This is a genomic window from Ferrovibrio sp., from assembly GCF_964218355.1.
Lineage (GTDB): Bacteria > Pseudomonadota > Alphaproteobacteria > Ferrovibrionales > Ferrovibrionaceae > Ferrovibrio.
This window is the reverse complement of sequence record NZ_CAXPMC010000008.1, coordinates 130244-143162: the sequence shown is the minus strand read 5'-3', so window position 1 is coordinate 143162 and position 12919 is coordinate 130244. Positions and strand designations below refer to the sequence as shown.

Below are 12919 nucleotides of genomic sequence, written 5' to 3'. Positions count from 1 at the left end.
GGCCCCGCCGTCAGGATGCGGGGGGCGTGCCGGCTGACCGGGCGGTCACCGCATAGGTCTGGGCGACCACGCCGCGGCCGAGTACGCGGCTGTCGACCAGGTCCAGGGCCACATCGCGGCGTGCCGGCGGCAGCAGCGGCATGCCTTCGCCCAGCAGGCAGGGAATGACGTAAAGCTCGAACCGGTCGAGGGCGCCGGCGGCCAGGAAGCCGTCCCACAGGCGCGGGCCGCCGAACAGCCAGACATCGCCGGTCGCCGCATCCGCGCGCAGTTCCGCTGCCAGGGCCGGGATGCCGGTGCGGGTTTCGACCCCCGGCGGTGGATCGTCCAGCGGCCGCGAGGTCACCACGAGGCAGCGCTTGTCCCGGTATGCCCAGTCCGGCCCGAAACTGCGGGCGAGCTCGTAGCTGGCGCGGCCCATCACGATGCTGCCGATGCCGGCGATGAAATCGGCATAGCCGAATTCGACCGGGTCGTAGTCATGCAGCCAGTCGACGCTGCCATCGGCACGGGCGATGAAGCCGTCGGCAGAGACGGCCAGATAGGCGCGGAACAGCGGCATGGCGGTCGCGACGGCTTACGGCCGCACCACCTTGCCGGGATTGAGGATATTGTCGGGGTCGAAGACTCGCTTCAGCCTGCGCATCATCTCGATCTCGATGGCCGGCTTGTAGCGCGGGATCTCGTCGATCTTCATGCGGCCGACGCCATGTTCGGCCGAAATGGTGCCCTGCATCTCATGCGCGATGGCATGGATGATGTCGGAGATCGGCTCCCACAGGTCGAGGAATTTCTCGCGGTCCCAGCCCTCGGGCTGGGACGGATTGAAATGGATGTTGCCGTCGCCGATATGGCCGAAGGCCACGACGCGCACGCCCGGCAGATAGTCTTCCACCGCTTTGGTGGCGCGGGCGATGAAGGCCGGCATCTGCGATACCGGCACGGCAATATCGGTCTTGATGCTGGCGCCCTCGGGCTTCTGGGCGCCGGACATCGCCTCGCGGATCTTCCAGAAGGCGGCGCGCTGCGCTTCGGACTGGGCGATGGTGGCATCCAGCACCAGGCCCTTCTCGAAGCCCTCGGCCAGCACGGCTTCCAGCGTGGCATCGATGCTGCCATCGGCGCGGCCGGACGAGAATTCCATGATCAGGTACCAGGGATGCCGGCCCTGGATGGGATCGGCGGTGGCCGGGGTATGCCGGAGCACGAAATCGAGGCCGATGCGCGGGATCATCTCGCAGCCGGTGACCTGGCCGCCGGTGGCGGCCTTGCCCAGCGCCAGCAGTTCGATGGCGGCCTGCGGTTCCGGAATGGCGATGAAGGCGGTGGCCATGGCGGCGGGCAGCGGATGCAGTTTCATCACCGCGGCGGTGATGATGCCCAGCGTGCCCTCGCCGCCGATGAACAGGTCCTTCAGGTCGTAGCCGGTATTGTCCTTGCGCAGGCCGCGCAGGCCGTTCCAGACCTGCCCGTCGGCCAGCACCACTTCCAGGCCCAGCGCCAGTTCCCGCGTGTTGCCGTAGCGCAGCACGGCATTGCCGCCGGCATTGGTGGAGAGGTTGCCGCCGATGGTGCAGCTGCCTTCCGAGCCGATGGACAGCGGAAACAGCCGCCCGGCCTCGCGGGCCGCCTGCTGCACCTGCTGGAGGATGCAGCCGGCCTCGACGGTGATGGTGTCGTTCAGCGGATCGAGGGCGCGCACCCGGTTCATCCGCTGCAGCGACAGGATGATCTCGTCGTTGCCGTCGAACGGGATGCCGCCGCCGACCAGCCCGGTATTGCCGCCCTGCGGCACCAGCCGGGTCTTCGTTTCGGCGGCGAGTTTCACGATGGCCGAGACCTCCTCGGTGCTGGCCGGCTTCAGCAGCAGCGGCGTGCTGCCGGTATAGAGGTCGCGCCATTCGCGCAGATGCGGCGCCAGGGTTTCGGCATCGGAGGTCCAGCCCTTCGGGCCGACGATGGCGCGGAAGCGGTCGAGCAGGTCGGGGGCGAGCCGGATCTTGTTCTGGGCATTCATGTTCTAGCGTCCTCTGGCGGCGCGGGCGAGACGGTCGTTGATGGCGAGACCGAGGCCGCGGGCAGGGATCGGCATCACCGCGATGCCCGTCAGGCCGGGTTCATGATCCAGCACATGCAGGCCCGCGTAAAGCCGCGCGGCCGCCTCGGCAAGGTCGCTGCCCGCACTGAGGGCATAGACGGCGGCGAAACCCGCGGGAGGCGGTCCGAAGGCCAGCAGGCCCTCGCGGCCGCCCTGCTGCGATCCGCCCTGCTGCGGTGCAGTGGCATTCAGGCGCACCGGCAGCCGCGGCGCGTAATGTTTCAGCAGCATACCCGGCGATTCCAGCTTTGCATCCTGCGGCAGGCCGAGTGGCGCGCCCAGCACCGCCTCGATCTCCTCGGCGGCGATGCCGCCGGGGCGCAGCAGTGTCGCCTGCGGGCCGGCAAGGCCGATCACCGTGGATTCCAGCCCCACCGGGCAGGGGCCGCCATCGAGCACGGCGATGTCCGGCCCGAGGCTGTCGCGCACATGCTGGGCCGTGGTGGGCGAGACCTGGCCCGAGCGGTTGGCCGAGGGCGCCGCCACCGGGCGGCCGACCCGGCCCAGCAGGTCGCGGGCCAGCGGATGTGCCGGCATGCGGATGGCCAGCGAGGGCAGGCCGGCCGATACTGCCGGCGCCACCGGGCAGCCGGGGGCGCGGGGCAGCACCAGGGTCAGCGCGCCGGGCCAGAAGGCGGCGGCCAGTTTCCGGGCGCGGTCATCCATCACGACGAGGCCGTCGAGCTGCGCGGGATCGGATATGTGGCTGATCAGCGGGTTGAAATCCGGCCGGCCCTTGGCTGCGTATATTTTCGCGACGGCGGCCGGATCGGTGGCATCCGCCCCCAGCCCGTAGACCGTCTCGGTCGGGAAGGCGACCACAGCGCCGGCCTTAAGCCGTTCGGCAGCCTCTGAAATCGTTACGTCAACCATGATCGCATTGTCTTAGCCTGCCGGCCTTGGCCTTGCTAGGCGTCCCGGGCCATATTATGCCAACGCCGGTTTACAGAGCCAGTTTACAGAGATCGCGTACAGGGAGACCGAGATGGATTACGCCGCCCCCGTCAAGGACATGCGCTTCGCGCTGGAGCAGATTGCCGGCCTGGCCGAACTGGCCACGCTGCCGGGTCTGGAGAATGCCGATCCGGAAACCGTGGCGGCCGTGCTGGAGGAAGCCGCGAAATTCGCCACCGGCGTGCTGTCGCCGCTCAACCGCGGCGGCGACCAGCATGGCGCGAAGGTCGACAACGGCGTTGTGCGTACCGCGCCGGGCTTTGCCGATGCCTACAGGAAATTCGCCGAAGGCGGCTGGAACGGCATGCCCTTCCCGGAAGACCTCGGCGGCGGCGCCATGCCCTGGGCAGTCACCATGGCGGCGCAGGAAATGGTGCAGGCGGCCAACCTGTCCTTCTCGCTCTGCCCGCTGCTGACCCAGGGCGCCATCGACGCGATCATGGCCCATGGCACCGACGAGCAGAAGGCGCTCTACCTGCCGAAGATGGTGTCGGGCGAATGGACCGGCTCGATGAACCTGACCGAACCGCAGGCCGGATCGGATGTCGGCGCGCTGAAGTCGAAGGCGGTGCCGGCGGGCGATGGCACCTACCGGATCAGCGGCAGCAAGATATTCATCACCTATGGCGAGCATGACATGGCGGACAACATCGTCCACCTCGTGCTGGCGCGCCTGCCCGATGCTCCGCCGGGCACCAAGGGCATCTCGCTGTTCATCGTGCCGAAATTCATCCCGGACGCGAATGGCAAGCCGGGCAAGCGCAACGACCTGCGCGTGGTTTCGCTGGAGCACAAGCTCGGCATCCATGCCAGCCCGACCTGCGTGATGAGCTACGGCGACAACGGTGAATGCGTCGGCTGGCTGCTGGGCGCCGAGAACCAGGGCATGCGCTGCATGTTCACCATGATGAACAATGCGCGGCTCTCGGTCGGCTGCCAGGGACTGGCGATTGCCGAACGCGCCTTCCAGCAGGCGCTGGACTATGCCGAGCAGCGCAAGCAGGGCCGCCATCCCGGCATGAATGCCGAACAGCATGTCTCGATCATCGAGCATGCCGATGTGCGCCGCACCCTGATGCTGATGCGCAGCCTGACCGAGGCCTGCCGCGGCCTGATCTACCTGAATGCCGCCGCCATCGACCGCGCCCACCATCATCCGGACGAGGCCGAGCGCAGGCGCTGGAAGGCGCTGGTCGAACTGTTCACGCCGCTGTCGAAATCCTGGGTTACCGATATCGGCTGCGAGGTGGCATCCATGGGCGTGCAGATCCATGGCGGCATGGGCTTCATCGAGGAGACCGGCGCGGCGCAGCATTACCGCGATGCCCGCATCCTGCCGATCTACGAGGGGACCAACGGCATCCAGGCCATCGACCTCGTCACCCGCAAGCTGCCGCTGAATGGCGGCGAGACGGTGCAGGCGCTGTTCGGCGAGATTGCCGGCACCGTGGCCGAGCTGGGCCGGGCCGGCGAGGGCTTCGGCGGCATCCAGCGCAATCTCGGCGATGCCCTGAAGGCGCTGACCGCGGCCACGCAGTGGATGGGCGGCCAGCTTGCCGGCAATCCGCAGGCGGCGCTGGCCGGTGCCACGCCCTTCCTGCGCGCCTTCGCCAGCACGGTGGGCGGCTGGCTGCTGGCGCGCCAGGCGCTGGCGGCAAAGGCCGAGATTGCCAATGGCGCCACCGATCCGTATTTCACCGCCAAGATCGTCTCGGCCCGCGTCTTCGCCGAGCAGGTGCTCTCGTCGGTCGACGGCCTGTGCCGGTCGGCCACCGAGGGCAGTGCCGGGCTCGAGGAGGTGACGCCGGAACTGCTGCGTGCCTGAGCGGCAGCCGGCTTCCGGCCTTTGACGTAACGGCAGGGATAGGCGCCGCCGCCGCGCTGCCCTATCTCCTGTGGCGGGAGGCGGCCGGACGCGGTTGCCTGTACCCGCGGCCGGGGCCACAATGGCCCCACCAGCCTCCGTGACGACAAAGACAAAAGGGACCGCCAGTGTCCGAAGCCCAGGAAAACGAGTCCGCCACCCCCGGCATCGACGGCACGCCGACCAGCGATGCCGCCGGCAGCCTGACCTATCCCTTTGCCAGGGCAGCGAACGGGGGCCGCCCCGGCGATGCCGAGGTGATGGAGATGCGACCCGGCGTGCTGTGGCTGCGCATGCCGGTGCCGATCCCCGGTCTCGACTACATCAATCTCTGGCTGCTGGAAGACGGTGCCGGCTGGACGCTGGTCGATACCGGGTTCCGCTCGTCGAAGCTGCAGGCGATCTGGGAGCAGGTCTTTGCGCGCCATCTCGGCGGCAAGCCGATCACCCGCATCCTCTGCACGCATTTCCATCCCGACCATCTCGGCCTGGCCGGCTGGCTGCAGGAGCGCTGGAACGCGCCGCTGTGGATGACCCATGGCGAATGGACCTTCGGCCGCATGCTGGAACTGGAGGCGATGCCGGAGGTGCCGGCCGAGGTGATCGCCTTCTACCGGCAGATCGGCTTCACCGACGGCCAGATCGAGGCGCTGAAGGCGCGCGGCTTCGGCAATTTCAGCAAGGCGGTGTCGCCGATCCCGCGCAGCTTCCACCGCATCACCGAGGGCCAGCGCATCCGCATCGGCGCCCATGACTGGCAGGTGATCGTCGGCCGCGGCCATTCGCCCGAGCATGCCTGCCTGTTCTCGCCCGACCTCAACCTGCTGATCTCGGGCGACCAGGTGCTGCCGCGCATCTCGCCGCATATCGGCGTCTATCCGGGCGAGCCCGAAGCCGGCCCGCTGACCCTCTATCTCGACAGCTTCCCGAAATTCGCCCGCCTGCCCGACGATATCCTGGTGCTGCCGGCCCATGGCGATCCCTTTATCGGGCTGCATACCCGCATCGACATGCTGCGCCGGCATCACCAGGTGCGGCTGGATGCCCTGCTCGGCGCGCTGCACCGGCCGCATACCGTTACCGAGACGCTGCCGCTGCTGTTCCGGCGCGATATCTCTGACCACATGACCCTGGCCGGCGGCGAGGCACTGGCGCATCTGCATCACCTGATGCAGACCGGGCAGGTCGAGCGCGAAGCCGATGCCGCCGGGGTCTGGCGGTTCCGCCGCAGCGATGCGGCCGAGGGTGCCGCGGCGCAATAGGCGGCAGGATGCGACAAACCGGCCGGGACAGGCCGGAAGGGAGGAAGACATGAGCGACCTGAAGGGCAAGACCCTGTTCATCACCGGCGCCAGCCGCGGCATCGGCCTGGCCATCGCTTTGCGCGCGGCGCGCGACGGCGCCAATATCGCCGTGGCCGCCAAGACCACCGAGCCGCATCCGAAGCTGGCCGGCACCATCTACACGGCCGCGGAAGCCATCGAGAAGGCCGGCGGCAGGGCGCTGCCGCTGGTGGTCGATGTGCGCGAGGAGGCGATCGTCGAGGAGGCGGTCGCGAAGGCTGCCGAAACCTTCGGCGGCATCGACATCCTGGTGAACAACGCTTCCGCCATTTCGCTGACCGGCACGCTGGAAACGCCGATGAAGCGGTATGACCTGATGCACCAGATCAACACCCGCGGCACGTATCTGTGCAGTCAGAAATGCCTGCCGTATCTCAGGAAGGCGGCGAATCCGCATATCCTGAACCTGTCGCCGCCGCTGAACATGGAGGCGCGCTGGTTCGGCCCGCATGTCGCCTACACGATGGCCAAGTTCGGCATGTCGATGTGCGTGCTGGGCATGGCCGAGGAATTCCGCGGCAAGGTGGGCGTCAACGCGCTGTGGCCGCGCACCGCCATCGATACCGACGCGATGAACGTGATCACCGGGCCGGATTTCCGCCGCCGCTGCCGCAAGCCGGAGATCATGGCCGATGCCGCCCATGTGATCCTGACCCGGCCTGCCAAAGAGTGCAGCGGCAATTTCTTCATCGACGACGAGGTGCTGGCCGCGGCCGGCGTCACCGACCTGTCGGCCTATCGCCATGAAGGCGTTGCCGAGACGGATCTGGTGCCGGATTTCTTCGTCTGACGCGCGGATCGCGGGTGTCACAACTTTGTCACGGCGATAAAAGCCCGGCCATGCGGCCGGGCTTTCCCATTTTGCCATATCCGGCAGACAGATAGCGGGAATCCCGCCGGCCGGCCGGGATGCCGGAAGGCCGCATTCTTCCCGCATCGGGGCCGCATTTCGGTCGCATTGCCCGCTAGAATCGAAACCCGTGGCGGCCGGCGGGGCCGGCGGCCACGGAAGTATTCGGCAAGACCGCAATGGTCGCGACCGTCATTCATCCGATCCTTTTCACCGCAAGGAGTTTCGTCATGAACCGCATTGCCAGAAGCCTCGTCGTGATTGCCATGGTGGCCGGGCCGGTCGCCGCCTGCTCGTCGACCGCGACCCGGGAATCGACCGGCGAATATATCGATTCGGCCGCCATCACCACCAAGGTGAAGGCGGAGCTGGTCAAGGACCCCGACACCAAGGCCGGCCAGATCAGCGTCGAGACCTTCAAGGATGTCGTGCAGCTGAGCGGCTTCGTCGACACGGCCGCCGCCCGGACCCGCGCGGAGGAGATCGCCCGCAGCATCAGCGGCGTGCGCGCGGTCCGCAACGACCTGGTCGTCAAGTAACGCGGATCGGAGCCCGTCATGCACAACGCGATTCTCCGGCTCGACCGTGCCATTCTCGGCCATGTCGCCATCAATCGTGTGCTGGGCCTTGCGGCTTTTGCCGCCGGCCTCGGCCTGCTGCTGCTGCAGTAGCGCCACGGCGCAGGCAGAACGGAAACGGCGGGCCAGGCCCGCCGTTTTCATGTCTGCGGCCCGGATGGCGGCTCAGTCGCCGCCGGCCTCCTGGGCGATTGCCTCGTGATGGCGGATCACCTCGCGGACGATGAAGGCGAGGAATTTCTCGGCAAAATCCGGATCGAGCCGGGCCGCCTCGGCCAGGCTGCGCAGGCGGGCGATCTGTGCCGCCTCGCGCGCCGGATCCGCCGGCGGCAGGCTGTGGCGGGCCTTCAGATGCCCGACCTGCTGGGTGCATTTGAACCGTTCGGCCAGCAGATGGACCAGCGCGGCATCGATATTGTCGATGCTGTCGCGCAGCCGCCGCAGCTCCGGCAGCACGGCATCGGCATCGGCGGCAGGCGCGCCCTGCGGCTTGGCATCGGTCATTGTGCGGCTTCCTCCCTCGGTCCCATCGGGCCGCCCATCATGCGAACGATGCCGCAGGGGTCAAGCATCCGGCCCGGCGGCCGGCGGCACAAAAAAGAAACCCCCGCCGGATGGCGGGGGTGCCGGGGATGGCCGGACCGAGGGTGGGCGGGCCGGCTTTTCCCGATCGGGTCTGGTCCGGCCGATCAGAACCGGTAGCCGGCCCCGAGGCCGACCACCCAGGGATCGAGGTCGGTATCGGCCCGGATCGTGGTGCCTGAACCGGTGACGACGGTGACGTCGGTGTTGAGCAGGATCTTTTTCACGTCGGCATTCAGGTACCAGCGGTCGCCGATCCGGTAATCGATGCCGGCCTGGAAGGCGACACCCCAGGCGTTGTCGTAATCGACGCTGCGCAGGCCGCCGGCAACATCCTCGCTGTAGAAGACGGCGTAGGTGACGCCGGCGCCGATATAGGGGCTGAAATCCGATTTCGGCATGAAGTGGTATTGCAGGGTCAGGGTCGGCGGCAGCAGCCACACATCGCCCAGCCCGGTATTGCCGCTGCTGCCGTTCTTCACGCTCATCTTGTGCCTGGTGGTCGCCGCGATCAGCTCGGCGGCGATGTTGTCGGTGAAGAAATAGCTGACATCGACTTCGCCGGTCCATGCGTTGCTGGCATCGACATCCCCGCCGATCACCGTGACGGTGGAGCTTTCGTCGGGCAGCAGGCCGATCACGCGGCCGCGCAGCATGATGTCGCCGGCCGACTTGCCCGATGACTGGCCCGATGACTGGGCCGCGGTATCGGCGGCGGCAAGGCCGCCGGCCAGCAGCAGGGCGCCGGCCAGGGCGGCCAGACGGAAATGACCCGGTACCATATTCTTGCTCCGATCCTTCTGACGGCGCCGAAGCGCGGCGCCTGCAGCTTGCGTCCGGGGAGGGCGCAACCGCAGGCATCCTGTCATCCGGGCGGTGCCGGGCCTTGATCAGGATCAAAGAGGGGCGGGCAGGTGCCGGTCAGCTGGTCAGCAGGTCGACCCGGTAGCGTTCGACCTCGGCCTCGGGGTCTTCCTCGACGGCGATCACGGTGACATCGTCGCGCGACGCCAGGCCCGGCAGATAGGCCAGCAGATAGGCATAGGCTTGGCGGGCGATGGCGGGGCCGTCAAAGGCGATGGCAAACGACACCATGCGGCAGTCGAGACAGTAGCCGGCCTTCATGTAGTCCTGCGGGGCCGCCATGTCGTTGAACAGGATACCGGCGGTATGTGCGGTGGCGGCTTCGCGGACCTGGGTGGTGGTCATGTCCTGGCCATCGGCCCGGAAGGGCCGGTTCACCCGCTGGAAATAGGCCCAGGCCAGCATCAGCGCGGCGGTGGTCTTGCCGCCGCCGGCCGGGCCCGAGACATAGACGAATTGCGGCACCTGCAGCCGGGGATGGAGAATCTCGAGCTGCTGACGGGTAAAGCCGAAATCGGGGAGGGATTCGAAGATTCGTTTTGGCATCGGCTGGAAAGGGCGACGGACTTCCCAGTGTCATACCGCAGACACACGTAACTTAGAATTGTTTTTATGCGAAGTAAGCGGAAAATTACGGGCGAATGGCCGGCGGGCTGATACGCCTGCCGCTTCAGGCCGCCTGCCGCCGCAGCCCCAGCCGCTGCCAGACATCCAGCAGGGCGCCGGTCAGCGCCTGCATCATCGCATCGGTATGGAAGGGCGAGGGGGTGATGCGCAGCCGTTCGGTGCCGCGCGGCACCGTCGGATAGTTGATCGGCTGGATGTAGATGCCGTGATCGGCCAGCAGCATGTCGGAGGCCGTCTTGCAAAGGGCGGCGTCGCCCACCATCACCGGCACGATATGGCTCTGGTTCACCAGCACCGGCAGGCCGGCATTCAGCAGCATCCGGCGCAGGGTGGCGGCGCGTTCCTGGTGGCGGGCGCGCTCGACCTGGCTGGTGCGCAGATGCCGCACGCTGGCCCTGGCGGCCGCGGCGATCGCCGGCGGCATGGCAGTGGAGAAGATGAAGGCCGGGGCATAGGAGCGCACGGCGTCGACCATGATCTTCGGGCCGGCGATATAGCCGCCGACCACGCCAAAGGCCTTGCCCAGTGTGCCCTGGATGATGTGCAGGCGGTGCATGGCACCATCGCGGTCGGCAATGCCGCCGCCATGGTCGCCGTAGAGGCCGACCGCATGCACCTCGTCGAGATAGGTCATGGCGCCGTATCTGTCGGCGATGTCGCAGATCGCATGGATCGGGGCGATGTCGCCATCCATCGAATAGACGCTCTCGAAGGCGACCAGCTTCGGCCGGCCGGCCGGCTGCGCCTTCAGCAGTTCCTCGAGATGGGCAAGGTCGTTATGGCGGAAGACCTTCTTCTCGCAGCCCGACTGGCGGATGCCCTCGATCATCGAATTGTGGTTGTCGGCATCCGACAGGATGATGCAGTCGGGCAGCAGGCGGGCCAGGGTGGCCAGCGAGGTCTGGTTGGCGATATAGCCCGACATGAAGACCAGGGCGGCCTCCTTGCCGTGCAGGGCGGCCAGCTCCGCTTCCAGTTCGACCACGGCATGGCTGTTGCCGGAAATGTTGCGGGTGCCGCCGGCACCGGCGCCGAACTGGTCGGCAGCCTGCTTCAGGGCCGCCAGCACGTCCGGATTCTGCCCCATGCCGAGATAGTCGTTGGAGCACCAGATGGTGATCTTCGCAGGGCCGATGCCGCTGTAATTGTCGGCGACCGGAAAGCTGCCGCAGTTGCGGGCCAGTTCCGTGAATACCCGGTAACGCCGTTCGGCGTGCAATGTGTCGACCGCCTGGCCGAAAAGGGCTTCGTAATCCATGGGGCTCTGACTGCTTTGTCCGGCCTGCCTGCCTCTGGATGGCAGGTCCGGCGGGAGTTAACCGTTTGCTGGTGCCCGCATATTAGCCACCGCCCAGGTGGAATGACCAGAGGGTGATGCCTGTCCGGGCCGCGGCGCGCCGTCGCAGGGTCGCCGCTGGCTGTGGATAAGTCATTGATCAGGATCAATTTCCAGAAAATCAGCGCGGCCGGCGCATGCGGAAGATGCTGTCCGGCGTCGCCGCGACATACTGGTCGAGATAGCCGGCCCGCATGATCGGCTGTGCCGCGCCGGTATCGAACAGGCCGTCTTTCAGGAAGGCCCGGGCAATATGGACCCCGACCACCTGGCCGATCACCATCCAGGCATCCAGCGGCCGGCCGTCGAGGTCGTGCAGGTGGCTGATATGCAGCAGGCGGCATTCCATGGCTGCCGGACTTTCCGCCACCCGCGGCGGCCGCACCTGGCGGCAGGGGGCCGGGGTCAGGCCGGACAGGGCGAATTCATCCACCTCCGGGGCGACACTGGCCGAGGTGGCATTCATCGCTTCGGCCAGCGGGCGGGTCGCCATGCTGGCCACGAATTCGCCGGTCGCCTCGATGTTGGTCAGGCTGTCCTTCCGGCCGGAACTGCCGAAGGCGATGATCGGCGGCCGGTCGTGAAAGGCGTTGAAAAAACTGTAGGGTGCCAGATTGACCCGGCCTTCGGCATCGCAGGATGAGATCCAGCCGATCGGCCGCGGCGCCACGATCGCCTTGAACGGGTCATACGGCAGGCCATGGCCCCTGGCAGGCTCGTAATAGTGGAAAGCGGCATCCTCGCGGCTCAGATCGGTCATTTTGCGGCTCCGGCTATCTGTGCTAACCAGACGATGCGGGCAGACGGCTGTAAAGGGTGCGGACGGAGGAAATGTGATGGGGTTCGATCTCGCCCGCCTGCAGCTGCTGATCGTCGAGGCAGACCCGGCGATGACGGGCACCTGGCGCAGCCTGCTCGGCGGCTTCGGCATCCGCCAGCCGCGCTTTGCCGCCGGCAGTCGCGCCGCTTGGGCCCTGCTGCAGGCCGGTGGGGACTGGCGGCCGGATCTGCTGGTCTGTCGCTGGGAATTGCCGGACGGGGATGACGGCCTGCAGCTGGTATCGCGGCTGCGCGGCGATGCGCAGTCGCCGGCCCCCTTCCTGCCGGCGATCATCGTCACCGCCACGGTGACGCGCGAACGCGTGCAGCAGGCCCTGGCGGCCGGGATCCATGAAATCCTGGTGCTGCCGCTGTCGGCGAAGGCAATCGAGACGCGGCTGCGCGAGACCATCGAGAAGCCGCGCCGCTTCATCCGCCAGGGTGGCTATTTCGGACCCGACCGGCGGCGGACGGCACGCCCGGGTTATGCCGGACCGTTCCGTCGCAGCACGGATGCGCGCCCGGCTCCGGGGCGCTGATTTTCAGGACAGGATGGTCAGGCGAGGCTTTTGGCGGCGGCGGCGCGCAGGGCCTCAAGGATTTCCCGGCCCAGTTCGCCGGCATCGCCCTGGACGCGGTTGTTGATCACGGTATGCAGGGCCGTGACATGGGCGTCGATCACTGAACGGTCGGTCTTCGCCTGTTTCGTGGCCGCCTCGGTATAGCGGCAGAGCAGGTTGGCAATCTCGGTGACCAGCGGGTAGCCGAAAGTGCTGCCCTGGCCCTTGATGTCATGGGCGACATCGTAGACGGCGCGCAGCCGGACCGCGTCGGCACTGCCGGCGCTGTCGGTGATCGGGGCGATGGCGGCTTCCAGCCGGACCATGTCCTCCTTCACCCAGCCGATATACTGGTCGGCGAGTTCCGCAACGGCAGCCTGTGCGTTGGCAAGAATCGCGCCCAGGCCGGCATTGTCGCTGTCGCCGTTGTCGAAATCACTCATA

Annotated in this window: 14 protein-coding genes; 5 read left to right on the top strand and 9 right to left on the bottom strand. The window is 67.5% G+C overall.

Annotated elements, in window-relative coordinates:
* Positions 1-10: 10 nt before the first annotated feature.
* Genes ACEQZY_RS04025 through ACEQZY_RS04015 form a run of 3 tightly spaced genes read right to left on the bottom strand, consistent with a single transcriptional unit; the run spans position 11 to position 2971 of the window.
* On the bottom strand, positions 11-562 hold the full coding sequence (locus tag ACEQZY_RS04025; RefSeq protein WP_370152465.1) for a dihydrofolate reductase family protein: 552 nt from the start codon (positions 560-562) through the stop codon (positions 11-13).
* 15 nt (positions 563-577) lie between these two features.
* Positions 578-2017, bottom strand: a complete 1440-nt coding sequence (locus ACEQZY_RS04020; RefSeq protein WP_370152462.1) for an FAD-binding oxidoreductase — start codon at positions 2015-2017, stop codon at positions 578-580.
* Between the two features lie 3 nt (positions 2018-2020).
* A complete protein-coding gene (locus ACEQZY_RS04015; protein ID WP_341703733.1) occupies positions 2021-2971 on the bottom strand; it encodes an L-threonylcarbamoyladenylate synthase in 951 nt (316 codons plus the stop codon).
* Positions 2972-3083: 112 nt separating this feature from the next.
* Between ACEQZY_RS04015 and ACEQZY_RS04010 the strand changes: the two genes are divergently transcribed.
* The 4 genes from ACEQZY_RS04010 (at position 3084) to ACEQZY_RS03995 (ending at position 7648) form a co-directional block, all read left to right on the top strand.
* Positions 3084-4877 carry an acyl-CoA dehydrogenase gene (locus ACEQZY_RS04010; protein ID WP_341703731.1) on the top strand — a complete coding sequence of 598 codons (1794 nt, stop codon included), beginning with the start codon at positions 3084-3086 and terminating at the stop codon, positions 4875-4877.
* Positions 4878-5044: 167 nt separating this feature from the next.
* Positions 5045-6178 (top strand): MBL fold metallo-hydrolase, encoded by a 1134-nt coding sequence (locus tag ACEQZY_RS04005; protein WP_341703730.1) that lies wholly within the window; start codon positions 5045-5047, stop codon positions 6176-6178.
* 49 nt (positions 6179-6227) lie between these two features.
* Entirely contained in the window at positions 6228-7049 is an 822-nt protein-coding gene (locus ACEQZY_RS04000; protein WP_341703729.1) for an NAD(P)-dependent oxidoreductase, read from the top strand.
* A gap of 290 nt (positions 7050-7339) precedes the next feature.
* Entirely contained in the window at positions 7340-7648 is a 309-nt protein-coding gene (locus tag ACEQZY_RS03995; protein WP_341703728.1) for a BON domain-containing protein, read from the top strand.
* Positions 7649-7852: 204 nt separating this feature from the next.
* Here ACEQZY_RS03995 and ACEQZY_RS03990 read toward each other — a convergent pair whose 3' ends face one another.
* From ACEQZY_RS03990 to ACEQZY_RS03970, 5 genes are all read right to left on the bottom strand, one after another.
* On the bottom strand, positions 7853-8191 hold the full coding sequence (locus ACEQZY_RS03990) for a chorismate mutase (protein WP_341703727.1): 339 nt from the start codon (positions 8189-8191) through the stop codon (positions 7853-7855).
* A 185-nt stretch (positions 8192-8376) separates the two neighbouring features.
* The gene (locus ACEQZY_RS03985; protein WP_341703726.1) at positions 8377-9051 is read right to left on the bottom strand and encodes an OmpW family outer membrane protein; all 675 of its coding nucleotides are present in this window, start codon (positions 9049-9051) and stop codon (positions 8377-8379) included.
* A 139-nt stretch (positions 9052-9190) separates the two neighbouring features.
* Positions 9191-9679 (bottom strand): ATP-binding protein, encoded by a 489-nt coding sequence (locus ACEQZY_RS03980; protein WP_341703725.1) that lies wholly within the window; start codon positions 9677-9679, stop codon positions 9191-9193.
* 124 nt (positions 9680-9803) lie between these two features.
* Positions 9804-11018 (bottom strand): 5-aminolevulinate synthase, encoded by a 1215-nt coding sequence (gene hemA, locus ACEQZY_RS03975; protein ID WP_341703724.1) that lies wholly within the window; start codon positions 11016-11018, stop codon positions 9804-9806.
* A 199-nt stretch (positions 11019-11217) separates the two neighbouring features.
* Positions 11218-11856: a flavin reductase family protein gene (locus tag ACEQZY_RS03970; protein ID WP_370152456.1), complete on the bottom strand. Its 639-nt coding sequence runs from the start codon at positions 11854-11856 to the stop codon at positions 11218-11220.
* A 76-nt stretch (positions 11857-11932) separates the two neighbouring features.
* Here ACEQZY_RS03970 and ACEQZY_RS03965 point away from each other — a divergent pair, with 76 nt between their 5' ends.
* Complete coding sequence (locus ACEQZY_RS03965; protein ID WP_341703722.1) at positions 11933-12454, top strand: response regulator; 522 nt, start codon at positions 11933-11935, stop codon at positions 12452-12454.
* A gap of 17 nt (positions 12455-12471) precedes the next feature.
* Here the strand turns inward: ACEQZY_RS03965 and ACEQZY_RS03960 are convergent, their stop codons facing one another.
* Positions 12472-12918: an Hpt domain-containing protein gene (locus tag ACEQZY_RS03960; protein WP_341703721.1), complete on the bottom strand. Its 447-nt coding sequence runs from the start codon at positions 12916-12918 to the stop codon at positions 12472-12474.
* Position 12919: the final 1 nt, after the last annotated feature.

Coding starts and splice junctions, on each gene's coding strand:
- ACEQZY_RS04025 (WP_370152465.1), bottom strand. CDS start 562: ATGCCGCTGTTCCGCGCCTATCTGGCCGTCTCTGCCGACGGCTTCATC.
- ACEQZY_RS04020 (WP_370152462.1), bottom strand. CDS start 2,017: ATGAATGCCCAGAACAAGATCCGGCTCGCCCCCGACCTGCTCGACCGC.
- ACEQZY_RS04015 (WP_341703733.1), bottom strand. CDS start 2,971: ATGGTTGACGTAACGATTTCAGAGGCTGCCGAACGGCTTAAGGCCGGC.
- ACEQZY_RS04010 (WP_341703731.1), top strand. CDS start 3,084: ATGGATTACGCCGCCCCCGTCAAGGACATGCGCTTCGCGCTGGAGCAG.
- ACEQZY_RS04000 (WP_341703729.1), top strand. CDS start 6,228: ATGAGCGACCTGAAGGGCAAGACCCTGTTCATCACCGGCGCCAGCCGC.
- ACEQZY_RS03995 (WP_341703728.1), top strand. CDS start 7,340: ATGAACCGCATTGCCAGAAGCCTCGTCGTGATTGCCATGGTGGCCGGG.
- ACEQZY_RS03990 (WP_341703727.1), bottom strand. CDS start 8,191: ATGACCGATGCCAAGCCGCAGGGCGCGCCTGCCGCCGATGCCGATGCC.
- ACEQZY_RS03985 (WP_341703726.1), bottom strand. CDS start 9,051: ATGGTACCGGGTCATTTCCGTCTGGCCGCCCTGGCCGGCGCCCTGCTG.
- ACEQZY_RS03980 (WP_341703725.1), bottom strand. CDS start 9,679: ATGCCAAAACGAATCTTCGAATCCCTCCCCGATTTCGGCTTTACCCGT.
- hemA (WP_341703724.1), bottom strand. CDS start 11,018: ATGGATTACGAAGCCCTTTTCGGCCAGGCGGTCGACACATTGCACGCC.
- ACEQZY_RS03970 (WP_370152456.1), bottom strand. CDS start 11,856: ATGACCGATCTGAGCCGCGAGGATGCCGCTTTCCACTATTACGAGCCT.
- ACEQZY_RS03965 (WP_341703722.1), top strand. CDS start 11,933: ATGGGGTTCGATCTCGCCCGCCTGCAGCTGCTGATCGTCGAGGCAGAC.
- ACEQZY_RS03960 (WP_341703721.1), bottom strand. CDS start 12,918: ATGAGTGATTTCGACAACGGCGACAGCGACAATGCCGGCCTGGGCGCG.